We start from the raw sequence: 24,658 nt of genomic DNA on the forward strand, positions 1-24,658 counted from the left end.
ATCATCTAGCTCATTTAGTTTAAGTTAAACTTTTAGCTCAAAGAATAAGCATTATACTTATTAGAGATATCGAACTTATTATAAATACGGCGGTGGTAACAGCTGATCACCGACATTGAGCGGTAGCTCAGAATCAAGCACATACGCATAGCTAATATTATCAAAGGTATTAAACACCATTACCATACCAGTAGGCTCGCTTGGTAAACGGACTGGCGTGTCATTATCCTTGATATCGCGTATGACCGCGCCTTTTTGAAAAACGGTCAATACATCACCAGGTTTGGCACCGTGTGCGCTGCCCAAATTGATCGCAACGACGCTGCCCTTAGCCGCTGAGCTAATAGAATCCATCACGCGGACGATCATACCGCCGCGATTAACGGTTGCTGGCGTTGGATAAAATACTGGCGGTATTGAATTATTTAGCTCCACAAAAACGCGGTCGCCTTCACGGACTTCTTTGCCATAGCTGTCGATAAGCTGCAAGCTGGTCACGCCATTGGTTTCGGTAGACGTCACCAGACCAGTAGCGACTTGCGTGACTTCTAAACCAATAATTTTTTGTGTTTTAGGCTCGACATACTTTTCGCCTTCACGGTAAATACCGTAACGTTGGCCAACGATAAGTGGTACGCCTTTGGCATAGACTTTATCGCCACTAGCTGTAATTAAATTGCCTTTTTTTGAGGCTAAAATGTATGGGGTGGTATTAAAATCTGCTGGATTAACAATGATGGTCTTGTCGAGCCAATGCTGAATAGCAGACCACGGAATAGGGGGAATACTATTAGCAGTAGAGGTCACCGTGACTGAGCTGGCAACCACATTACCAGTCAATTGTTTTTCAACTCCTGCGCAACCTTCGCCGGTATCGACCCCGACCAAGGTTTTACCTTGAATCACGCATAGAATAAGAACGTCGTTAGGATAAATAAGGTTGGGGTTTTTGATTTGCTTATTGGTCGCCCAAATCTCTTTCCAGCGCCAAGGACTATCGAGATAACGCCCTGAGATATCCCATAAGGTATCGCCTTTTTTGACGATATAGCGATTGGGCGCATCAGCCTTAATAGTAGGCGGTGGATTATTAGCGTGGGCAGTGGTCAGCAGCATTGCACCACTAAATGTCGTCAGTAATAGTGCTTTTGCTATCTTCTTTAAGCTCATCTTCATTGTTATATCCACAATATGTAGCGCTATTAGCGTCGAATCTGGTCTACTTAAGTCTATTACTTAGGTTCAAAATTCCATTCTAGTCATTAAGTAACGATTAGAAAATAAAAGTATAAAAGGCTTAAGTATCACCATCATAAAGCCTCTAGAGCAGCTGTTCAGTGTTGTCGACTGATATGATTGACGGGTTTGATTGCTAAAAAAGCGCCGAGCATAATGATGACTCGCCGACGCTGTTTCTAATATTACAATTATATCTACCATAACACAATCATAAACACTTTATTACAATAGCGTAACCTTTAATTGGATATTAATTTCAATGAATACTTTATATAAATAAGCTGCCTAGGCAAGATTTGGCGTCACGTGCTGACGGATTTGCTCAGCGACCAGCTCAGCTTTGTTATCTAGCACCACCACATGCTGCGGTAAGTCCTCTAAGCCTTCGGTATGAGCAGGGCGAGTAATCTCTATGTGACCAATAGCTTCGACAATTGTATCGGCAAACTTAACTGGTAATGCTGTTTCGGCACAAACTATCACTTCACCTTCGCGCTGTAATTCTTTAGCAACTTTAATACCGTCGGCTGTGTGTGGATCGACTAGCTCACCATGCTGCTCATAAAGCGCTTTAATGGTTTGCAAGCGGTCGCTATGGGTCGATTTGCCCGCAGCAAAGCCATAACGCGTATTGACCGCCTCCATCAAGTCAGACAAATCAAAACCTTGACCGGATTTCACCCCTTCAAATAACTCGCTGACACGGGCGCTGTCTTTGTCGAGTAGTAGATAGACAAAGCGCTCAAAGTTAGAGGCTTTAGAGATATCCATTGACGGGCTGGACGTTACGTAAGTTTTATCGGTCGGACGCGGCTGATAAGCACCTTGATTAAAGAAGTCGTTTAGTACATCGTTTTCATTGGTCGCGACGATTAAACGGTCAACTGGCAGTCCCATTTCGCGGGCAATATGACCGGCGCAAATATTACCAAAGTTACCTGATGGGACGCTAAAGCTGACTTTTTCATCGTTGCTCGTCGTAACGGCAAAATAGGCTTTAAAGTAATAAACGATTTGCGCAAGGATACGACCCCAGTTGATAGAGTTGACTGTACCGAGGTTATAAGCCGCTTTAAATTCGGCATCTTGTTGCAGCGCTTTGACAATATCTTGGCAATCATCAAACATACCGTCGATGGCGATATTATGGATATTATCATCGGTCAGACTATACATTTGCGCACGCTGGAATTCGCTCATTTTGCCGTGCGGTGACAGCATAAAGACTTCGATATTTTCTTTACCACGTAGGGCATATTCTGCTGCACTGCCGGTGTCACCGCTGGTTGCACCAATGATGGTAATACGCGCGTCTTTTCTTTTCAGTACGTATTCAAAGGCATTGCCCAAGAACTGCATGGCAACGTCTTTAAATGCCAATGTTGGACCGTTTGATAGTCCTAAAATATATAAATTATCTTCAAGCTTACGGACAGGAACAATCTCATCAGAACCAAATACCTCGGAGGTATAAGTACGCTCGATGATATCTTGCAAATCAGCGGCAGGAATATCAGTGGCAAAGCGCTGCATAATCGCCATGGCAAGCTGTGGATAGCTGAGCGTGCGCCACTCATCAAGGGTCCTGCTATCAATGTTTGGATAGTGCTCAGGCAGCATTAAACCGCCATCTGGCGCAAGACCCATCAATAGCACATCACTAAAATCCATCGGCGCTGTCTGACCACGGGTACTGATATATTTCATTAGATTGTCCTGTCTATAATGAGGTTATTCAATATTTAAAACGGTTTATTCAGCAGTTTTATGCCATTGTCTTATGAAGCAACGCATAATAAAACCCATCACCACTCTCGCTATCAATGGGCAAGCACTGACGACCGATTGCTTGCGCGATGCCCCAACTGCAATATTCGGTAAACTCAATCGCTACCGCATCATTATGATGACTGATAAAATCCTGCATTTGCTCGACGTTTTCTTGCTTTAAGATAGAGCAGGTCACATACAATAGATAACCACCCGCTTTCAATTGTGGCCACAAGTTATGCAAAATATCCGCTTGTAATAATGCGGTTTGCTCAACGTCTTCTTCGGTACGCAAAATACTGATATCAGGATGACGGCGAATCACGCCTGTCGCGGTACAAGGAGAATCGAGTAATATTGCATCAAATAACGGCTCATTGGTAGCCGCTTTTTTATTTTTCCCATGCTGCCATCTGGTGGCATCAGCACAGACAATATTCAGTGCGACACTTTTCTCTGCTTGCTGCAAATCGTGCTGACTTAAACTTAAGCGCTGTAAGTTCTCACGAATACGCTCAATACGCGGCGCTTCATTATCGATAGCCGTTACCTTGATATCAGTAATTACTGGTGTCGCTTCTGCATCATCTTGTTTCACGTGAAACAACGATGATTCGTCATTAGCGCTTATGAGCTCTAACCAGTGAGCCAATTTACCACCAGGTGCCGCACAAGCATCTAAGATATGCAGCTCATTATTATTGGCTTCTGAATCAATGTCTGCATTAGATTTATCAGCGCTTATTTTAGCCATTAACGCTTTATTAATAATCGGTGCTGCAAGCTGAGCGTGCATATCTTGTACGCTGAGCGCCCCTTCAGCGAAATGCGGCAAAGCGTTCACGGCTGTGCTTTGATGCAGCCGGAGACCTTTGGTTGATAGCGTTGTAGCAGCGGCAGACTCTGACGAGTTCGCTACCTTAAAACCAGTTGTTAGCTCAACCACATCAGCCTCAATCTCTACCGCACCAAGTATTTTCTGATAATCCTCTACTGAGCTAATCGCTGAGTTTACGCGTAAAAACATCGGTGCTGCATGGCGCAAACCTTGCATCAGCTCGTCATACTGCTCGCCCCAGTCCTGCTTAAGCTGATAAGCAAGCCAGTTCGGTAGACTGTGCTTTTTATCACATTTTTTACGAAATTTGCTAGGATTCTTAGCGACTTTACGCAAGATAGCGTTAATCAAACCTGTTGCATGGGCAAAATCAATCTCTTTTGCCGCTTCAACCGTTTCATGAATCGCTGCATGGTCCGCCACTTCTAAATACAGCAATTGCGCTAAGCCCACTTGAATAGTCGTACGAACTTCGACCTCATCGATAGGATTGTCTGCTAAAGTATCGAGCAAACGCGCCAGCGCATACCACTGGCGCAGTGTCGTCAGTAGTAAGGCATGGGCAAAGCCTTTATCGCCGTCATGTAGACTGTTTAATAAAGGGTCAAGAACACTGGCAAGTGATTGACCATTTTGAATGGCCACTAAAGTGCGAATCACCCGGACACGGACGCTACCATTCATAATAAGGTTGCTTGATGGTTTGAGCTTATTATTTCTTGGTGCAGTGCTGGTTTGTCTCATTAAATTGAATTTCCTTGACGTCTGATCGAGAGCGTCTGATAAAAGTTAGATTGCTTGTTATTAAATACATTAAGCGTAAGTAAGTTACTTTACTTCTGCCATAAACTGATCGCCATCGTTTAATTGATTACCATGGCAAATTTGCTCAGCAGTCACTGGCTTACCACCTGCAAATTGTAAGCTGGTAATCGCCAAAGTCGTCGCTGAGTATTCATTACTTTGCGGTTCGCTAGTAGTGTCTTTGCCGCAAGCGACCAGTATGGCTTTTCGCCCAACACTGATAACAGTGCCCGCAGGCTTAACGGTTTGCTGTGATGGATTTACCGGCAGACTGGCCAAAATTTTGACGCGCTGCCCTGCTAAAAAGGTGTAGGCACCAGGCCAAGGAGTCAACCCACGAATCTGACGTTCAATCTGTGTAGCAGACTGCGTCCAGTCGATTTCGCCTTCGGTTTTGACCAATTTTTCCGCATAATTGGCTTTGCTATTATCTTGAGCAACCGCTTGTGCTTGGTAATGCGCCAAGTCTTTTAATACGGTAGTAATAGCCGCCGCGCCAAGTGCTGCCATCTTATCATGCAAGCTGGCGGCCGTATCATCAGCTTCGATAGGTGCGCTGACCTTGTAAAGCATATCACCCGTATCCAGGCCTTTATCCATTTGCATAATGGTAATACCAGTTTCGCTATCACCCGCTAGTAATGCCCGATGAATCGGGGCGGCACCGCGCCAACGCGGCAGTAATGAAGCATGAATATTAAGACAACCATAAGACGGCGTGGTCAAGACGCCAATCGGTAATATGAGGCCATAAGCGGCGACAATCATGACGTCAGGCTGATAGCTACGCAGCGTCTGCCGTGCTGCCATGCCTTCGGTGCTGGATTTTTTAAAGGTAGCAGGCTGCTCAACCGCGATGTCATTTGCCAATGCCACTTGCTTGACGGCAGATGCTGATAACTTTTGCCCGCGCCCTGCTTTGCGATCAGGCTGGGTATAGACCGCAACGATATCTATATTCAGCGCTTCTTGCTGCTTGATAAGCGCTTCAAGGCTGACAGCAGCAAACTCAGGTGTACCGGCAAATATCACTCTTAGCGGCTTAGCGACTGTTGGTATTTCGGTTACGGCGCTTTGCTCAGCTTGATTGGCGTCAATAGATATATCAGATTGTGCAGCAAGTGTGGTCATAGTCAGGCATTATTTATGGTTAATTTGTCTATTATAGGTGAGTTTGTGGTGTTGTGCCATGATTGTAATAGCAGCAATCAAGCGCTATTAATCAGGCGTTTTATCTTTATAATGGTGATTAAGCGTAGTTTTGACTTCATATTAAGACATACCGACTTACCGCCGATTTAGGGTCCTGCTTTTATGCAACAATTTAAGTCTCTACAACGACTGCTGATTTTTTATACACTGACATTATTAGCGATGTTGGCAGTGTATTACGGCACCATGTTTTATGAGATGAGGCAGCATAATGAGCAGCACAGTATCCAAAGCTTTTATAATTTACAGCACGAGATAACCCAGCTCTCAAACCCTACAAACTTAGCAATTAAAAAGATATTACAAAAGCCTTTTTTAAAGGATATGAGCTATCAGCTGATTTTTATGATGCCTTCTGGGCAAACCTATATACACCGACGTACCCGCCCTGATGAACGAGAGTTTACTGGCATCACTTTCCCCAACGTTATCACTTCTTTGCCCTCTGCTAGCAATCATCATAGTGCCTACGAGCTAAATAATCGTAATTTGGTCGGCACCATTGAACTTGAAAGTGGTCACAAGGTGTACCTGATACTGCGGCATGAAGCGCTTGATATCAATTGGATGTCGTATCGCTATTGGTTGCCATTGATGACAGCCATCTTACTATTTGCTATGGCCTTACTCTATACCCTAAAACGGCGTGCCAACTGGGAACAACTGCTCATTTATACCGATGAGTTAAGTAGCCATGCCAAAGATGGTTATATCGCGCCGCCGTTTATCGAAAAGAAAACCACGGCTGAATTTTTGCGTTTGGGTCACGCACTTAGCCGTATCAGTTATCAGTTGCATAATAATCATCGCCGCATTACCACGCTAAAGCATCGGTTAGAGCGATTGGTCGATCATGCGCCGCTGCCGATGCTGATGATTATGAGACATGGCCAAATCAGCTTTTTTAATCAACGCTTTGAGCAAGTATTTGACACCACCTTTCACAGCGATAGCAACTATCAACTGATCGATTTTTTCTTTGCTAAAGACGAATCAACCCAAGCCCTGCTACAAAAGCTGGCGGATTTGCGAGTCACGCGCACGCTATTGGTTTACGGTTTGCACAATAAAAAAGCTTATCAGTTGCATATCACGCCTTGGTTTGGCGAACACGGGCAGGTGCATGGTTTTACCGTCCTCCTAAATAATATTCACGAACTTGTCGAACAGACCGCGCATTTGGAGCAGCAAAACCGTCAACTACAACGTCAGCTTGATGAGTTTGAAGCACTTAAATCAACGATGGGGCATAATTTACGCCTGCCGTTAGAAGCCATGATTGACACGTTAGAACCTATCAATCCCGATAATCTGAGCGCTAAGCAACATCAAATCGTTACGACTTTGACTCAAACCAGCCATTCTATGCTGACGATGCTAAACGATATGTTAGATATAGGAGAGATAGAGGTTCGTACATCCCGTCTATCTATTGAAGCGGTGGATATTTATAAGCTTGGTCAACAAGTCAGTCAATCGATGGTAGAAAGCTTAAGGCAGCAAGGACTTGAGCTCTTGTATTTTTTTGCACCTGACAGCCCGCGCTGTATCGATACCGATTATAGGCGCTTGCGGCAAATCCTACGTAATTTATTAGATAATGCGATTAAATTTACCAATTCTGGCTATGTGTCACTTACCATCGATGCGGTGACCAATGCGGACATAGCTGATATCAAAAGTACCAGTATAGGCGAGGTAGATAAAGAGCACATTTCTAATAACAGCCATGATACGAATCACGGCAATCTAGATAAATCAAACACTACCATTCATCCATCGCACGACTGGATTCGGTTTAGTATAAAAGACAGCGGCACAGGCATCGATATCGCAAAGCAGCACCAACTGCTGACGTATTTTAATGAAAGCAACAGCCAAAACAGTGTTGACATCAAAAACCACCCTATTAACTACGCGCACAAAAACAGCGCCATAAAAGGGCTCGGATTAAACGACGTTAATAGCTTCGCTAAACTATTAGGCGGTTTTATTGAGATGAAAAGCACGCTTAATAAAGGCAGTACTTTTAAGCTGTATTTGCCTTGTAGACGACCAGCCTATCAGCCTATTTACCACTTTAATCCTCAATTGACTTATATTCATCTTATTGCCGTCATTAAACAACCGCTGCGAGCCAAGCATTTACGCGATTTGTGCGCTTATTTATCTATCCCAGCCACTATTTCCACTTCTATAGATAGAGTGGCGCTTGAGCAAATAAATAATAAACTGGCGCAAGATGCGCAAAAACTTGCACCTATTTTGCTCTTAGATTACGAATATTATGAAGACATCACGCTCGCGTTATCACATCAAATAAACATTGATGATAAAAATATAGACGCTGAAAATAAATTGGAGAAATCAGAAGATAAAGCACGTATAGATATCGATAAACAGCAGGCTCTAAATAACTTACTGTCTAATACTGCGCTGCCAAAAATATTGGTCAGTATGAAAGCTGAGCGCCGTATTTCCTCTATGTTATTGGATCAATGTGACGGTTTTTTAAACAAACCACTCGATGTGGCATTATTACTCTCTGAATTACTGCGATTAACCCTACCCGTTAGACAAACACTGTTACCGCAAACAACTAGCCAAGAAAACAATCAGCAAAGCAGTAGCCCGTTAGGCGCAGATGACGCCGCTCATGAAACGTTAGCGCCACTGATTTTAGTAGTAGAAGACAGCCCAACCAATCAAAAAATAGCTTGTAAAATATTAGAAAAAATCGGTTATCGCAGTATCGTGGCAGAGGATGGTCAGCAGGCGTTAGACAAATTGCAAGCGCAGCGTCAGGAAATTGCGCTTATTTTGATGGACTGCCGGATGCCCGTGATGGATGGACTGCAAGCGACCCAAGCGATTCGCGCACAAGGCGATGATATTCCAATCGTTGCGCTAACCGCAAATAACAGCGAAGAAGATAAAATTGCCTGTTTACAAGTGGGCATGGATGAGTTTTTGGCCAAGCCTATTAATAAAAATAAGCTAAAAACTGTTTTGCAAACGCTGATTAAAAACCAATAAGCGTTTGCAAGATCTGTCTTTTATAACAGCTTGGTGATGATTTTGGCTATTTAACCCTTATTTCATAAAACCATTCTCAGCTAAAAACGCCTCAGTAATCGTACTTTGCGGGCTGCTAACATGTGCATTATCCGCTTGCGATTTGCTTAGTAAACGCTCTAAATAGCGCGCTACAATATCGACCTCAACATTGACTTTACTACCTACCAGCCAATGTTGGGCAATATTGGTGACTTGCGCGGTATGCGGAATGATATTGAGCGAAACGATATTATCGCGGACTAAGTTGGTAGTGAGACTGATACCATCAAGGGTAATAGAGCCTTTGGTAGCCGTATAATGTGCCAACTCGTGCGGTATCTCAATTTCAATATAAAGTGAGCGCGCATCTTTTTGCAATTTACTAACCACGCCTACCCCATCAACGTGACCGGCAACGATATGCCCACCAAAACGGGTAGTTGGTAGCATGGCTTTTTCTAAGTTCACCGCATAACCGGGCTTTAAATCTGCCAGCGCTGTACGAGCAATAGTTTCACGTGAAACGTCGACAGAGTAATAATTACTACCAAACTCCACCACCGTTAAGCAAATGCCATTTGAAGCAATCGAGTCGCCTAGTTTCACATCGCTAAAATCTAAGCCAGCAGATTCTATGGTCAAGCGGATATCACCGCCCGTTGGCTGCATGGACTTTACTTTGCCAACGCTTTCTATAATTCCAGTAAACATATTAACCTCTTGGTATTTTTTATGGCCGTTAAAGGCAGCATATATTATTTAAACCTATTATTTCATTCAAAATCAATAACGATAATCGCTATTAGTCTTTAAGCTATTTATAGCGCTTACTATAAAATTAGCGAGAATAAAAAGACTCAGCGGATAAACTGTGGATAACTAGCGCTGACATAAGGAGTAGTAGTATGAGAAACTTGGTTTTTAAAGAGTTATCCACAATAAGTCTGCTTTTTAATAATTATTCACTACACTTGAGCTATATACGTAAGTAACTGATTTTAAATAAATTATAACTTTAAAACATTATTAACAATTACTAGTAAGTTTCATGTGAAACAAAGTTATACACAGTTTCATGTGAAACCTTTATAAAACTATTCCACTTATCCACATACATTGTATGTAAGTTTAATCTTGTGGGTAAAATATTGAAAGACAAGGCTTTTATAACGCCGACTATACAGGTAATAAGGTAAGCTTAAGATCAGTACCAAGCTGCTCATGACTATGGATATCAAAACGTAGCTGCTGCGCTAACGCTAATGGATTGATAGCGACCATAGGCCGTGCTTGTGTGCCTAATAAGCAAGGTGCTTGATAAACAATGAGCTCATCCACCAGTTGCTGTTGTAAAAAGCTTCCTGCAACGCTTGCGCCCGCCTCTACTAAGACGTCATAACAGTGATGGTCACTCACTAAGTTCTTTAATAACTCGATTAAACTCTCTTCCCGCCAATATAATGTATCTGAGCGACGGCATAGCTGATAGTCAGACTGTAAATCGTGTTCTAATCGCCCTCGTCTATCCAGTATCACTATTTTAGGCGATGGCACTTGTTCAGTATTAATACCTAGCTGACTAGAGCGTACATTTAATTGCGGATTATCAATGATGACCGTTTCACTGCCTGTGATAATAGCGCCACTTTGCGCACGCAGTTTCTGTACATCTTCGCGCGCTGCTGTACCCGTGATCCACTTTGACTCACCGGATGCCATCGCCGTACGGCCATCAAGACTGGTAGCAATTTTAAGCCTAACATAAGGCATTTGGCTACGCATCGCCTTTAAAAAGCCCTTATTTAAAGCTTCTGCTTGCGCTGTTAGCACGCCGACGGTAACAGCAATGCCTGCTTGTTCTAACAGTTTTACTCCGCGCCCAGCCACTTGTGGATTGGGATCGAGACCGGCAATGACAACACGTTTTATGCCAGCCTCAATAAGACCTAGGGCACAAGGCGGTGTACGTCCGGTATGACTACAAGGCTCTAATGTCACATAAGCGGTCGCGCCCATCGCTTGCATGCCAGCATCTTTTAAGGCGAAAACCTCAGCATGCGGCTGCCCTGCTTTTGGATGAAAGCCTTGGCCAACCACTTTATCCGCTTGCACAATCACACAGCCGACAGCGGGATTGGGACGCGTCGTATACAAACCACGCTTGGCCTGCTCAATGGCAAGCATCATAAAATAGCGATCTTTGGCGTCTTGAGAGTGTTTTGAGTTTGACATAAAGGTGGACTTAATCAACAACTGATAATTATTATTAAAGATTTTATAGAGTAGAGTGAGTAAGCAATATAAACTTGAAAGCAGGCTAAATACTTAGCATGAGTGATGCTTATTTTTCATTAGGACGGATATTGGCAATTTCTTGATGAAAGGCGTCGATATCTTGAAAATCACGATAAACACTGGCAAAACGCACATAAGCGACATCATCGAGCGTTTTAAGCTCACTCATAATAATCTCACCCAAGACCTTACTGCTCACCTCGCGCTCGCCCATTTGGCGTACGCGCTTCTCGATACGACTAATCATCGCTTCTTGCTCATCGATGGTAATCGGACGTTTTTGTAGCGGTAATAAAATCGAGCGGCGCAATTTGTCATTATCGTAAGGTTCGATTTTGCCACTTGATTTGATAATACGCGGCATTACCACTTCTACCACTTCAAAGGTCGTAAAGCGTTCTTGACAGCTATTACATGAACGGCGGCGGCGTACTTGCGCGCCATCAGCTGCTAGCCGTGAGTCGATAACTTTGGTATCTGACGCATTACAATATGGGCAATGCATACGCTTTTCCTTAGGTTGATAGTGAGGGCGAATATAATTATTGATAAAACTAAATTTTCTAAAAAATGATAATTTTACTATGCAGATAAAGAAGCAGACTTTTACTCGTTATTTGCCAATACAAAAGCTACCAAAAATTTTTCCTAATAAATCGTCAGCGCTAAATTCACCCGTAATTTCTCCCAAACTTTGCTGCGCTTGGCGTAGGCTTTCTGCCACCAACTCACCTGCTTTAAACACTGTCAGCTGCTCATGTGCCTCTGCTAAGGAATCAGCGGTACGTCTTAGCGCATCAATATGTCGTGTACGGGCGATCAAGCTATTTTCTGGCGGATGAAAGCCTACTTTAGCACATAAGGTTTCGACCAAATCATCAATTCCTGCACCTGTTTCACATGAAACATTCACCTGCTCATAGCCACGATTTTTTATTTCTGCTTGTGAAGTAGCGACTCTTTCTTCACTGCTGTTATCGTTCAATAAATCGCTTTTATTGGCAATAATTAGTAAGCGCTTGGCTTCTGGTAACTCGCCAAATAGCTGCTCAGCCAGCTGTAATGGTGTGCTGTCACTTGCAAGGTCACGAGTCACATCATAGACCATCAGAAGCATATCAGCCTGCGTAATTGCCGTACGCGCACGCTCAATACCGATACGCTCGACCGTATCTTCAGTCTCGCGCAGACCTGCGGTATCGGTTAGATGCAAGGTTAAGCCGTTAAGCACGACGGTCTCTTGTAAGGTATCGCGCGTTGTCCCAGCGACATCGGTCACGATAGCACGCTCTTGCCCTGCCAAACGATTCAGCAAGCTTGATTTACCCGCATTTGGTCTGCCAGCAAGCACCACATGAATACCGTCACGTAATAGCTGACCTTGCTTGGCGGTCGCTAGCACTTGCTGTATTTTGGATTGTGTTTGTTCAAGCTTATCTTGAATAACCCCATCAGATAAGAAATCAACGTCTTCTTCATCAGGGAAATCAATCGCCGCTTCGACGTGCAAGCGCAGATGAATCAATTGCTCAAGTAACTGATTAATTTTTTGGGAAAACTCACCGCTAAGCGAGCGAATTGCACTACTGGCAGCAGCGGCGCTGGTGGCATCAATCGCATCAGCAATGGCTTCTGCTTGTACCAAATCCAATTTATCATTATCAAAAGCACGGTAAGAAAACTCCCCTGCGCCCGCTTGTTTTGCGCCCAACTCAAACACTCGCGCTAACAGCTGATTTTGCAAAATCATGCCACCATGACCTTGCAGCTCAATTACATCTTCGCCAGTAAACGAGTGCGGGCCTTTAAAGTACAGCACCAAACCTTCATCAATAATCGTGCCATCAGCCTGATAGAAACGGCAAAAACTGGCCATACGCGGCGTGAAAGTCGACTTACCAGTAAGCTGACAAGCGATATCGTAAGCACGCGCGCCTGACAGACGAATAACGCCGACGCCACCACGCCCAAGCGGTGTAGCAATCGCCGCAATGGTCGGCAGGCTAGATACATTAGAATTTTTAGGTGACTCATCTAAATTATCGGCGGCTAGTGCCATCTCTAAAGAATCCACAATCACTCTCAATAAGCAAAAACCCCATTATAGACGGCTTAGCAGGCACTGACAAAGCAAACTTCAACGAGTAGATTATTAAAATCCTAAAGTATGCTTATATAGCTATCTTAGTCGGTAGCTATAGTCAAAATATCCTAAAAACGCTACGGTATTGCTGATATTAATTTTTTGTAGCCTCTGTCTGCGTAGGCACAGCAAGCAAAAAAAATTGATATCAGCAGTGCGTGATGTATCGATTTTACTTTTCACTCACTATATTGGATAGAAACAATAAAGCTTAACACATAAAAAAACCACCGCCGTAGCGATGGTATTTTAGACTTGAACTTTATTTAATCCAGAACTTTCACGGTACGACGTTTCTGTTCTTCTTCAACTTTACGGTTGATGATGTACTGCTGGGTCATACTAAATAAGTTGTTCACCGTCCAATATAGTACCAAACCTGCTGGGAAGAACAGCATGAATGCGGTGAAAATAATCGGTAAAAACTTCATCACTTTAGCTTGCATTGGATCAGCGGGCTGCGGATTTAGTTGCTGCTGGATAAACATCGACGCACCCATTAAGAGCGGTAAAATGAACCATGGATCCATCGCTGATAAATCTTGAATCCACAGTATCCAAGGCGCATGACGCAGCTCAACACTTTCAACCAATACCCAGTACAGTGCTAAGAAAATAGGCATTTGCATCAGAATAGGTAAACAACCCGCCATCGGATTGACTTTCTCTTCTTTATAAATTGCCATCATTTCTTGCGACATTTTCATACGATCGTCGCCGTGCTCTTCTTTTAATGCAGCCAGTCTTGGGGCGATAGCACGCATCTTCGCCATTGAGTAGTAGCTTTTATTAGAAACCCACATCAGGGCGATTTTAACCAGCAGCGTCAACAGAATAATTGACCAGCCCCAGTTACCGATGACTTTATGAATACCATCCAAAATCGCAAATAATATTTTTGATATTGGCCAGAGCAAGCCATAATCGACGGTTTGATTCAGACCTACTGCCACTTCTTTTAGCTCAGACTGTACTTTTGGACCAGCATAGAGAGTTGCATTTAAGGTAATTTGCTTGTTCGGTGCCACATTAACAGGCTGGCTGTTAAAACCAATAAAGTAATCATTACCCGTTTCACGGCTAAAGAACTTACCCGTAAAGTTTTCAGGCGTCCAAGCAGAAACAAAGTAATGCTGAACGATGCCAACCCAACCTTCATCACTGGTCGTGGTCAACTCACCATCGTTAAATTTACCGAATTTTAATTTATTATAAGGATCTTCAGGTGTGCCCCAAGCGCCGCCCAAATACGTCGCCATGCTTAGCGCGCCTTTATCAGACATACCAGGGTCTTTACTATCGTCACGCTTTAACTGCGCAAACATCTGACCTTGCCAAGCTTTGGCAGAAGCATTTTGGATTTGATAGCTGATATCAATCGGATATTTATCTTGGGTAAAAGTAAAGGTCTTAGTAACTGTTACACCATCTTTTTGATAGGTAAGCGGTACTGATAAGGTTTGCTGACCTTTCTCCATCACATAATTATTGGCAGCGTGGCTATATTTGGCGCGACCTTCGGCGGTATCAATACCGTTTGGACCGATAAGACCAGATTGTGCCACGTAAACGCGACCGCTATTATTTTCTAACAACACAAAAGGTTTTTCGCTATTGAGCGTGGCATCATATTGCTTTAATGCCGCATAAACGATATCCCCGCCTTCTGGATTGATTTTAATGTCATAGCGATCGGTTGTGACCGTAATGAGACCCGTATTGGTCGCAGGTGCCGCCGCAACAGCGCCCGCATCAACTGGTAGCGTTTGTGCTGGAATATCACCTGCTGCGCCAGTGGTAGCAGGAATATCAGCCCCTACCGATGTTGACGTTTCTGGTACCGCGTCTACAGCTGGTGCATCGGCATAATCATCTCGCCATGCTAAAATCAGCAGATAAGCGGTGATTAGCATCGCAATGATGATCATCACCCGAAATATCTTTTGCATAAACCTTTCCTAGATTAAAAAATTAGGGAATGAAAAATCAGGCATGTGTCATGACCACCACACAGTATCAAACCCCTTTCCTAGCAGTCATACCAGCAGTCAATCACATAAAATGTTCATCATTTTACTAAAAAACCGCTCTAAATGATACAAGCGTGTGGATAACTTGTGGGTAACTTAAAAGATATCCACAACTTCTCAGTCGATAATAAAGTTTATATCGACTTCATTAGATGATTGAGGCGAGCCACATAGCTCTTAGTATCTTTATAAACATACCAGCTTTGCGCTTTACCATGAACTGGTGTCGTAGGCGATATATATTGATAATGATAAGAAGACAAAGGTAGTGGCACAAAATCAATGCCATGTCCGCCTAACGGATGACAGCTACTAATACGTTTTAATAATAGCCAACTACCTGACCAAACGCCATGCAATGCTAAAGCTTGTTTACTGTAATTTGAGCAAGTTGGATAATAACGACAGCGCGCAGGTAAAATAGGACTGATTACTTTTTGATAAAAAACAATAAAATAATAAAACAACTTATATAAAAAATTATTTACTACTTTTAATAAAAAATTCATTTTATTTTTTTTCTATTTTTTTAAAGATATTATTAATTTCATTTATTATTTCTTTATTATTTAATTGCTTTATAGACTTTTTGACAATAAATACAATATCTTTGTTTTCTAAGTGACTTGCCTTTATACGAAATTGTTCACGAACATGGCGTTTGATTAAATTTCGTGTGACAGCCGTCGGTACTTTACGTTTGGTAATGGCCATACCGACTCGAGGCTGTTCACAATGATTGCTACGTACAAACGCCATTAAATGACTCTGATGCAGCTTACGCTCAGGCGCGTCAAATACCTCGCGAAAGGACGAAGGCGTGAGTAGACGCTGTGCTTTGGTAAATCGAGCATTAGGGGGCGCTGAAACGGTATTGGACATAATACAACCTAATATAAGAGCTAGTAACACTAGCAGAGATAATAGCGTAGAAAGAATAACAAAGTATAGAGACAAAAAAAGCGCCTATGTGGGCGCTTTTAATATATGGCTGAGTGACAGTTGTGATGCTTGACGATCGCAATCTATAAAATAATAGAAACACAACAAGCACTATCGGCCATGCTTATCGCAATCTACTGATTAATTATACAGTAAGGCGATGACGTCCTTTAGCGCGGCGACGAGCTAAGACTTGGCGGCCTTTTTTGGTTGCCATACGTGCACGGAAACCGTGAGTACGTTTACGCTTGATCACGCTTGGTTGGAATGTACGTTTCATAACTCACCTATCAAAATAATGGACTAAATTCGTAATAGCGGAGGATTATACCACTGCATAGTATTTTGGTCAACGAACTAATTTGCTCCGTTTTCATACAGATGATTTTACAACAGAGTAAGTTTTCTTATATTTATCGGTAATGAGATATTTACAGCTAAGAGATTTAGTTAAATAAACTCATATCAGTAGACCCAAATTATCTTTTAGAAAAGCTATTTTGATAATCAATTTTTAAAACTTATCCACAGTTTGTATCGAACTCTATAATAATTAACTATTAATATATATAAGTATTGTTGTTATTGGGGGTCGTATTATCTGTGGTTAACTTGTTTTTTTACTTTTTTATCAATAGGATAGACTATGGGTAAGGTTGTGGATAACCTGTGGGTGGAATATGGATAACTCATGATATATACTTATCCACAAAACTATCCACAGTCTTATCCACAAAAAACGAGGTATTATCCACAGGCTGTTTGTGTTAGATTGGCGCCCTACTAGATGTATGATTTTAAGTTATGTGATCATAAGATATCTTTGTTAAGAAAAGAGGCTTTCTGGGGCTTAAAGCTGATAAATTTACACTATAAAAATGACGTTCTTTTGACCGATCACCTTGGACTATGGGGTTAGTATTTTTCATGATTGATACAGCAACTATTTGGGATAAATGCCTAAACGACTTACGTTATCATGTTAAAGATAATGTCTTTACGATGTGGTTGAGACCGTTATCTGCACATCAAGAAGCCAATAGCTTGATTATTCTTGCTCCTAATGATTACTTTGTAACCTATATCAAAAAGAATCATTTACACGACATCGAGCAGTTGGTTGCTAAACATAGCCAAGGTAGTATTGAAGCCGTTATTGTACGTGTTGATAATGCTGGCCGTGAGATGGTTGATAGTAATCTGGCCCAGTCAGGCTCATTGTTTGAAGAAGACCAGCCCTCCCCTCCCCCTACTGATTATAATTTTCAAAGTACGCATAATGATATTGCTAGAGCGGATATCGATGCCAATATGCGTCATGCAGAACTGATTGAGTCTGCCGATGCCAAATCATTAAGCTATCTGAATCCTGACTTCACCTTTGAAACCTTTGTCACTGGTAAGTCTAATAACTTAGCTTATAAGGCCTGTTACGAGCTTGGAAAACGCCAATCAAAAAATCGTCACAATCCTTTATTTATATACGGACCTTCTGGTTTGGGAAAAACGCATTTAATGCATTCTGTAGCGCATCGCTATTTAAAAAATAATCTAACTTTCTACTATTTCACTTCCGAAAAATTTATTAATCAATTAGTTTATTCATTAAGAAATAATAAAATAGAAGATTTTAAAAAGAAAATAAAAAAAGTAGATTTATTAATTGTAGATGATATTCATGTATTAGCGGGTAAAACAAAAAGTAGTAATGAGTTTTTAACCTTATTTGCAGATTTTACCAGCGGTGATAAGCAACTGATTCTGGCATCAGATCGTCATCCATCACAAATGACGGAGTTTGACGAGCGTTTCAGGTCGCGCTTTTCTTGGGGTTTGACGGTTGCAGTAGATCCACCTGAGATTGACACTCGAGTACAAATTTTACAAAGAAAGGCGGCATCGTACGGCATGAGCCTGCCTAAAGAGTGTGCCCTATTCATCGCTCAAAACGTGGTTTCTAATGTCAGGCGATTAGAAGGTGCATTAAACCAAGTGTTTGCCAATGCCAACTTGACGGGAGCGCCCATTACACTTGAGATGGTGCAATACGCCCTAAAAGATATCGTTGCGATGCGTGTGCAAGCGGTAAATATGGATAATATTCGTAAAGTGGTCGCCGAATACTACGATGTAAGCGTAAAAGATATCATGGGTCGTAAACGTACGCGCAGCATTGCTAGACCACGACAAATAGCGATGGCGTTATCACGCGAATTAACCAGTGATAGCTTTCCTGAGATTGGTCAGTCATTTGGTGGACGCGACCACACGACAGTGATGCATGCTTGTGATAAGGTCAATGAGCTACGCGCCGCTGACCCCGCGTTTGATAAGGATTACAAAACGCTTGCCTTGATGTTGCAAGCGGGTTAGAAGCTTATGGCGTCATAATGTTGTCACGAGTCGATATGATTTATAATATTTTAATGATTAGCGGACAGACGCTGTATGGATTATCATCAGTAGACAAGGTATTATTAAGCCATTATTTTAAAACCCTATGATTTAAAAACGTATAAAAATTCTTTTAATAAGAGCAACTAATAAACAAGAGTAACTAAGCATGCAATTATCGATTAATCGAGAGTCGTTACTAAAAGCCATTAACTTGATTGCCAAGGCCGCCGATAAGCGCCACAACATGGTTATCTTGGGCAATATTAAGCTGCAATTGTCTGAGGGGGCGCTTATTTTAACTGCTTCTGACTTAGAAGTAGAGCTGACATCGACATTAAAATTGCCTGCTGGTGCCTGTATCGAAGCAGGTACCACCACATTACCTGCCACAAAGCTCAGAGACATCTGTAAATCATTGCCGTCGCAAGCGCAGGTCAATCTGACCACTCAAGAAAATGAGCGTTGCCTGCTGACCAGTGGTAAAAGTCGTTTTACTTTAGGTACATTGCCTAGCGAGGACTATCCAAGTCTTGGTAATCCTGAAAATATCACACCTTTGACCATCAGTCGCAGTCGTTTGACCGATTTGATTCATAAAACTCAGTTTGCAATGGCCATCCAAGATGTACGCTACTATTTGACCGGTATGCTATTTGATGTTTCACAGCAGCAGTTAACTACAGTTGCGACCGATGGACACAGATTGGCGTTAGCGCGTAGTGTTATTGATGTCAGTAGCGACTTAAATATGCAAGCGATTTTGCCGCGTAAAGCGGTGATTGAGCTTGAGCGTTTGGCTTCTGAGCTGGGAAAAATGCTTGGTGATAAAGACAATGCAGTGACACTGAGCTTTGGCCGTGAATTCTTGCAAGTAAGCTTACCCTTTGGTGGTGTCGATAGTACAGGGCAGGTGAGTGATGATTTAATGGTGACCTTTACCGCGCGTCTTATCGATGGTAAATTCCCTGATTATCGCCGCGTCATGCCAAGCAATACCGATAAATTGGCACTATTTAACCAAGAAAAAATGACTGATGTGCTGCGCCGTGTGGCAATTTTAAGTAATGAGAAATCTCGCGGTGTGGTGTTTAATTTTGCCAGCGATGGTATGGTAGAAGTACGCGCTAATAATGCTGAGCAAGACGAGGCAGTCGAGATGATACAAGCAAAGTACCAAGGCGAGCCGATGGAGTTGTCATTTAATGCGGCGTATCTACAAGACGTTTTGGGCGTGATTCAAGGTGATTTGCAAATGCATATGAGCCAATCCAATGCCTCGGTATTGGTCAATCAGCTCAATGATGACTTTCATCAGTATGTTATTATGCCTATGCGTATATAACTTGGTGACCTTATGAAAAATAACAGTAATAAACTTTTGCTTACTAAATAGTGGGCGTAATATAGGCGGCTGTCACCCTTATGATTGAACGTCTACAAATTTCACACCTGCGTAATCTAACCCAGATCAGTTTAAATACTGCTGCTTGCAACGTTATTATCGGTGCAAATGGCAGTGGCAAAACCTCGTTACTTGAAGCGATATTCTTGCTTTCAAGAGGTAAAAGCTTCCGCCATCATCAGCCTAAACGCTATATTCAGCACCATCAAAATGCGGCAACGGTGCACGCTAAGCTCAATGATAGCAATACCTTAGCTATTCAAAAGCAAACAGATGCGACGACGGTTCTACGGCTGAATCAAACCACGGTTTATAACCAAAGTATCTTAACCGAGCAACTACCCACATTACTGATAGATCCGTCGTCGATGGATATGTTAGAGCAGGGCAGTGCCAGTCGCCGGCAGCTATTAGATTGGCTAGTGTTTCACATGAAACAGGGTTTCCATCCGCAATGGGTCGCTTATCAGCGTTTACTAAAACAGCGCAATAGTTTGCTAAAAAAGAGCCGTTACTTAACGCCAGTGCAGCTTACTGAGTTAAAATCATGGGACAAAGGGCTTGCTAGTCATGCGGCTCTTATTCATCATTATCGTGAGCGAGTCTTTAGCGATTGGCAGCCTTACTTTGCGAAGAGTATCACGCAGTTATTGCCTACCTACGCTGAGCAACTAAGTTTAAGCTATAACGCTGGCTACGACACCAATATCCCGCTAGATATCCAGCTTAACGAGCGTTTGGAGCAGGATTTGCAGCTAGGTTATACGCGGATAGGTAATCACCGCGCCGATATTCATGTACATTGGCGCTCTAGTGATTTATCAGAGCATGCTAACAACGAAGCAGACAGCAGTGCGAGAGCAGTATCAAAAACCATAGAAAAAGCAGACACCGCGGCCAAACTACCGACTATAAAAGAACAGGCTGCTAACGTTCTCTCCCGCGGCGAGAAAAAACTGTTAATTACCGCTCTACGCTTATCGCAATTGCCGTTATTGCTTAATGAAAACACTTCTACCTATACCATAGAGCAAGACAATAGCAGTGTTATTTTGCCAAATGACCATAATAAAGCGCGAGCTACGCCAATAGTGCTACTAGACGATATTACCGCTGAACTTGATGCTAGGGCGATAGGGATTCTGTTGTCGACATTGGCGCAGCTGCCATGTCAGGTATTTATGACCAGCTTAACCGAAGATATCTTACCGTTGGTGCATGAGTATTGGTCAGAACCTAACGTGTTTCACGTGAAACAAGGAAGCCTAATACGTTTATAAAAAACGCTTTTATAAACTGGTTTTGATGGTGAATATCAGCTAAGTTTGGGCTTCATTTTTATCAACCACACTTCATATCTTCCGAAAAATTTCATTGTTATGCTTGTGGGTGTAGTAGAAAAGTGATCTTGCTAAAATACTTGCTTGATACCGAGAAAACTGTCAGTAAACAGTGACTTAGCGCCAGAAAAATGTTAAAATAGAGCTTTATTTTTGCCCTGTTCTCAGCAAGTTATCTTATAAATTTTTATCAGTATTGTTTAAGGGTTTTTTGATAATATTCAGCTTCTAAGTGCTTGATAGATATATGCTTATTTCTAAGCTGTTTTAATGAAACGTAAAAGAAATGACAGCGTATATTAAAAACAGTCTTTGAGAAATTGGCTGTATTTAAGTCCACTTTTTTATTACTGTTTTATCTTCTTTTAGGCGACTTCTGATGAAACTTTTGCTAACTCTATAACTACATATTTTGACCATGAAACGTTAAATTTAAGATAACGTCGTCGAGCGTTGCCATTGTGGTGAGCAGATGACATATAGCTGATAATGGCTAGATTAAGGAATACACATGAGTGATTCATTACCTACCGACCACGAACAATTGATGAGCGACAGCGCTGTAGAGATTACTGCGCCTGCTGCAGCCCCTGAAGGAATGCCCTCTGATTATAGCTCCAAAGATATTCGTGTATTGCGCGGACTAGAAGCGGTGCGCGTACGTCCGGGTATGTATATTGGTGATACCGATGATGGTACCGGCTTGCATCATATGGTCTTTGAGGTGGTGGATAACTCTATCGATGAGGCGCTGGCTGGTCATTGCGACCAAATTGATATCATTATCCATGAAGACGAGTCGGTCAGTGTCATGGATAACGGTCGCGGCGTCCCTGTGGATATCCATCCAGAAGAGGGCGTATCGGCAGCACAGGTTATTATGACCGTACTGCATGCTGGCGGTAAATTTGATGACAACAGCTATAAAGTATCGGGCGGCCTACACGGCGTCGGTGTTTCAGTTGTAAACGCCTTGTCTAAAAAGCTTGAGATGAATATTTGGCGCGAAGGCTATCATTATCATCAAACCTATACCGATGGCGTTCCTGATGCCGATATTCAGCAGATGGAGGCGACCAATAAAACTGGTACGCAAATCCGTTTTTATCCAAGTAACGATGTCTTTACTGGTACCATTTTTGAGTACGATATTTTAGCCAAACGCTTACGTGAGCTATCATTCTTAAACTCTGGTGTGCGCATTGTCCTAACCGATGAGCGCATCGATAAACGTCATGAGTTTGAGCACAAGGGCGGCTTGTCAGAATTTGTCAGCTACATCAATGCGGGCAAAGACGGTATCAATGAAGTCTTTCATTTCACCAGCGAGCAAGACGATGGCATCAGTGTCGAAGTGGCGCTACAGTGGACGGACACCTATAACGAAAAAGTATTGTGTTTTACCAATAATATCCCACAGCGTGATGGTGGGACGCATTTATCTGGCTTCCGCTCAGCTTTGACGCGCGGTCTTAACAGCTATATGGATCGCGAAAACTTATTCAAAAAAGAGAAAATCGTCGCCACGGGTGATGATGCGCGTGAAGGTTTGACAGCGATTGTCTCGGTAAAAGTACCTGATCCTAAGTTTTCCAGTCAGACCAAAGATAAGCTGGTGTCGAGCGAAGTGAAATCTGCCGTTGAATCGGCCATGCATGATAAGTTTAACGACTATTTGCTTGAAAACCCAAGTGCCGGTAAAGCAATTGCCAATAAGATTATCGATGCGGCGCGTGCGCGTGATGCGGCGCGTAAAGCCCGCGAGATGACTCGCCGTAAAACCACGCTAGATATCGCAGGTTTACCGGGTAAATTGGCAGATTGTCAAGAAAAAGATCCGGCATTGTCAGAGCTTTATATTGTGGAAGGGGATTCTGCTGGTGGTTCAGCTAAGCAAGGTCGTAGCCGTAAGACCCAAGCAATTTTGCCCCTAAAAGGTAAGATTCTTAACGTTGAGCGTGCTCGTTTTGACAAAATGCTGTCATCTGCTGAAGTCGGTAACTTGATTACCGCGCTTGGTTGCGGCATTGGCCCGGATGAATATAATCCGGACAAAGTACGCTATCATAAAATCATCATCATGACCGATGCGGACGTCGATGGTTCGCATATTCGTACGCTGCTGTTGACCTTTTTCTTCCGTCAAACGCCAGAATTGATTGAGCGCGGTTATATTTATATCGCCCAGCCACCACTTTATAAAGTAAAAAAAGGTCGTCAAGAGCTGTATTTAAAAGACGATGAAGCCTTAAAAGCGTATTTATTATCCTCGACAATCGATAATACTAAGTTGCATATCAGTGCTGATGCGCCGGCTATTACTGGTCAAGCGCTTGAGACCTTGCTCAATGACTATAACCAAACCCAGCTTATCAAAGCGCGTTTGCAGATTCGTTATCCTGCAGTATTATTGGATGCATTGACGCATACGCCGAAGCTTAGCACCGATATGACTTATGATAAGTCAGTAATGGAAGCGTGGAAAGCGTCATTACAAACACAGCTTGAGCACTTTGGTAGTGATTTAAATCCTGAGATTGAACTGGTCAATATCCATGCGCCGCAACCAAAAAATATGGATGCTGCCGCTGCTGATTTATTGGGTATGACCGCAGTGGTAGAACTTGATGAAAGTGAAACATCTGCTGATGACAGTGATTCTTTATCTGCCAAAGCTCAATGGTTACCGCGTATCACTGTTTATGTGCATCAATTGGCGCATCATTATTTGTTAGATGCCAGCTTTATCAATTCAGGTGAGTATACCAAGCTGCTGCGCTTATCCGCTGAATGGAATACCTTGCTTGCAGAAGATGCCTTTATCCGCCGTGAAGCAAGCGCAGGTACGACCAAAGATATCCCAGTACGCGATTTTGATTATCTCTGGCAACAAATGATGCTTGAGGCGCGTCGTGGTTTGGCGATTCAGCGTTATAAAGGGCTGGGCGAGATGAACGCTGATCAGCTTTGGGATACCACCATGGATCCTGAAAACCGCCGTATGTTACGCGTGACAATTGAAGATGCGATTGCCGCTGACCATATGTTTACCTGCCTAATGGGTGACCATGTCGAGCCACGTCGTATTTTCATTGAAGAGAATGCGCTGACCGTGTCTAATTTGGATATTTAGCTTTTAAGCTTTTAGTTTATAGACCTTGAAGTTATAGTTTTGAAGTTTGAATATAA

Annotated in this window: 17 protein-coding genes; 5 read left to right on the top strand and 12 right to left on the bottom strand. The window is 42.7% G+C overall.

The window, feature by feature from the left end; translation table 11 throughout:
* Positions 1-78: 78 nt before the first annotated feature.
* From ACPEGP_RS09200 to fmt, 4 genes are all read right to left on the bottom strand, one after another.
* Positions 79-1,176 carry a LysM peptidoglycan-binding domain-containing protein gene (locus tag ACPEGP_RS09200; protein WP_423813213.1) on the bottom strand — a complete coding sequence of 366 codons (1,098 nt, stop codon included), beginning with the start codon at positions 1,174-1,176 and terminating at the stop codon, positions 79-81.
* A 348-nt stretch (positions 1,177-1,524) separates the two neighbouring features.
* Complete coding sequence (gene thrC, locus ACPEGP_RS09205) at positions 1,525-2,946, bottom strand: threonine synthase (RefSeq protein ID WP_201589814.1); 1,422 nt, start codon at positions 2,944-2,946, stop codon at positions 1,525-1,527.
* 58 nt (positions 2,947-3,004) lie between these two features.
* Positions 3,005-4,591: a transcription antitermination factor NusB gene (locus ACPEGP_RS09210; protein WP_423813214.1), complete on the bottom strand. Its 1,587-nt coding sequence runs from the start codon at positions 4,589-4,591 to the stop codon at positions 3,005-3,007.
* 84 nt (positions 4,592-4,675) lie between these two features.
* Entirely contained in the window at positions 4,676-5,782 is a 1,107-nt protein-coding gene (gene fmt, locus ACPEGP_RS09215; protein ID WP_423813215.1) for a methionyl-tRNA formyltransferase, read from the bottom strand.
* A gap of 183 nt (positions 5,783-5,965) precedes the next feature.
* On the opposite strand from fmt, the gene ACPEGP_RS09220 reads away from it, so the two are divergent.
* Positions 5,966-8,899 carry a response regulator gene (locus ACPEGP_RS09220; RefSeq protein ID WP_423813216.1) on the top strand — a complete coding sequence of 978 codons (2,934 nt, stop codon included), beginning with the start codon at positions 5,966-5,968 and terminating at the stop codon, positions 8,897-8,899.
* A gap of 57 nt (positions 8,900-8,956) precedes the next feature.
* On the opposite strand, the gene ACPEGP_RS09225 is transcribed toward ACPEGP_RS09220, so the two are convergent.
* The 8 genes from ACPEGP_RS09225 to rpmH all read right to left on the bottom strand — a co-directional run bounded on the left by ACPEGP_RS09225 (position 8,957) and on the right by rpmH (position 16,610).
* Positions 8,957-9,631: a riboflavin synthase gene (locus ACPEGP_RS09225; protein WP_200663709.1), complete on the bottom strand. Its 675-nt coding sequence runs from the start codon at positions 9,629-9,631 to the stop codon at positions 8,957-8,959.
* 465 nt (positions 9,632-10,096) lie between these two features.
* Positions 10,097-11,152, bottom strand: coding sequence for a bifunctional diaminohydroxyphosphoribosylaminopyrimidine deaminase/5-amino-6-(5-phosphoribosylamino)uracil reductase RibD (ribD, locus tag ACPEGP_RS09230; protein WP_423813217.1), 1,056 nt, complete (start codon positions 11,150-11,152; stop codon positions 10,097-10,099).
* A 109-nt stretch (positions 11,153-11,261) separates the two neighbouring features.
* Complete coding sequence (nrdR, locus tag ACPEGP_RS09235) at positions 11,262-11,720, bottom strand: transcriptional regulator NrdR (protein WP_068405041.1); 459 nt, start codon at positions 11,718-11,720, stop codon at positions 11,262-11,264.
* 108 nt (positions 11,721-11,828) lie between these two features.
* Entirely contained in the window at positions 11,829-13,274 is a 1,446-nt protein-coding gene (mnmE, locus tag ACPEGP_RS09240) for a tRNA uridine-5-carboxymethylaminomethyl(34) synthesis GTPase MnmE (protein ID WP_423814274.1), read from the bottom strand.
* A 350-nt stretch (positions 13,275-13,624) separates the two neighbouring features.
* Positions 13,625-15,307 carry a membrane protein insertase YidC gene (gene yidC / locus ACPEGP_RS09245; RefSeq protein ID WP_423813218.1) on the bottom strand — a complete coding sequence of 561 codons (1,683 nt, stop codon included), beginning with the start codon at positions 15,305-15,307 and terminating at the stop codon, positions 13,625-13,627.
* Between the two features lie 215 nt (positions 15,308-15,522).
* A complete protein-coding gene (yidD, locus tag ACPEGP_RS09250) occupies positions 15,523-15,897 on the bottom strand; it encodes a membrane protein insertion efficiency factor YidD (protein ID WP_423813219.1) in 375 nt (124 codons plus the stop codon).
* A 1-nt stretch (position 15,898) separates the two neighbouring features.
* Positions 15,899-16,270: a ribonuclease P protein component gene (gene rnpA, locus ACPEGP_RS09255; protein ID WP_423813220.1), complete on the bottom strand. Its 372-nt coding sequence runs from the start codon at positions 16,268-16,270 to the stop codon at positions 15,899-15,901.
* 205 nt (positions 16,271-16,475) lie between these two features.
* Positions 16,476-16,610, bottom strand: coding sequence for a 50S ribosomal protein L34 (gene rpmH / locus ACPEGP_RS09260; RefSeq protein WP_007394757.1), 135 nt, complete (start codon positions 16,608-16,610; stop codon positions 16,476-16,478).
* A gap of 647 nt (positions 16,611-17,257) precedes the next feature.
* On the opposite strand from rpmH, the gene dnaA reads away from it, so the two are divergent.
* The 4 genes from dnaA (at position 17,258) to gyrB (ending at position 24,602) form a co-directional block, all read left to right on the top strand.
* Positions 17,258-18,703: a chromosomal replication initiator protein DnaA gene (gene dnaA, locus ACPEGP_RS09265; RefSeq protein WP_191690856.1), complete on the top strand. Its 1,446-nt coding sequence runs from the start codon at positions 17,258-17,260 to the stop codon at positions 18,701-18,703.
* A gap of 190 nt (positions 18,704-18,893) precedes the next feature.
* Positions 18,894-20,069 carry a DNA polymerase III subunit beta gene (gene dnaN / locus ACPEGP_RS09270; RefSeq protein ID WP_423813221.1) on the top strand — a complete coding sequence of 392 codons (1,176 nt, stop codon included), beginning with the start codon at positions 18,894-18,896 and terminating at the stop codon, positions 20,067-20,069.
* An 80-nt stretch (positions 20,070-20,149) separates the two neighbouring features.
* Positions 20,150-21,409, top strand: coding sequence for a DNA replication/repair protein RecF (recF, locus tag ACPEGP_RS09275; RefSeq protein ID WP_423813222.1), 1,260 nt, complete (start codon positions 20,150-20,152; stop codon positions 21,407-21,409).
* Between the two features lie 658 nt (positions 21,410-22,067).
* Positions 22,068-24,602: a DNA topoisomerase (ATP-hydrolyzing) subunit B gene (gene gyrB / locus ACPEGP_RS09280; RefSeq protein WP_225211616.1), complete on the top strand. Its 2,535-nt coding sequence runs from the start codon at positions 22,068-22,070 to the stop codon at positions 24,600-24,602.
* The last annotated feature ends 56 nt before the right edge of the window (positions 24,603-24,658 follow it).

The organism is Psychrobacter sp. 219-2-C, from assembly GCF_049560815.1.
Lineage (GTDB): Bacteria > Pseudomonadota > Gammaproteobacteria > Pseudomonadales > Moraxellaceae > Psychrobacter > Psychrobacter faecalis.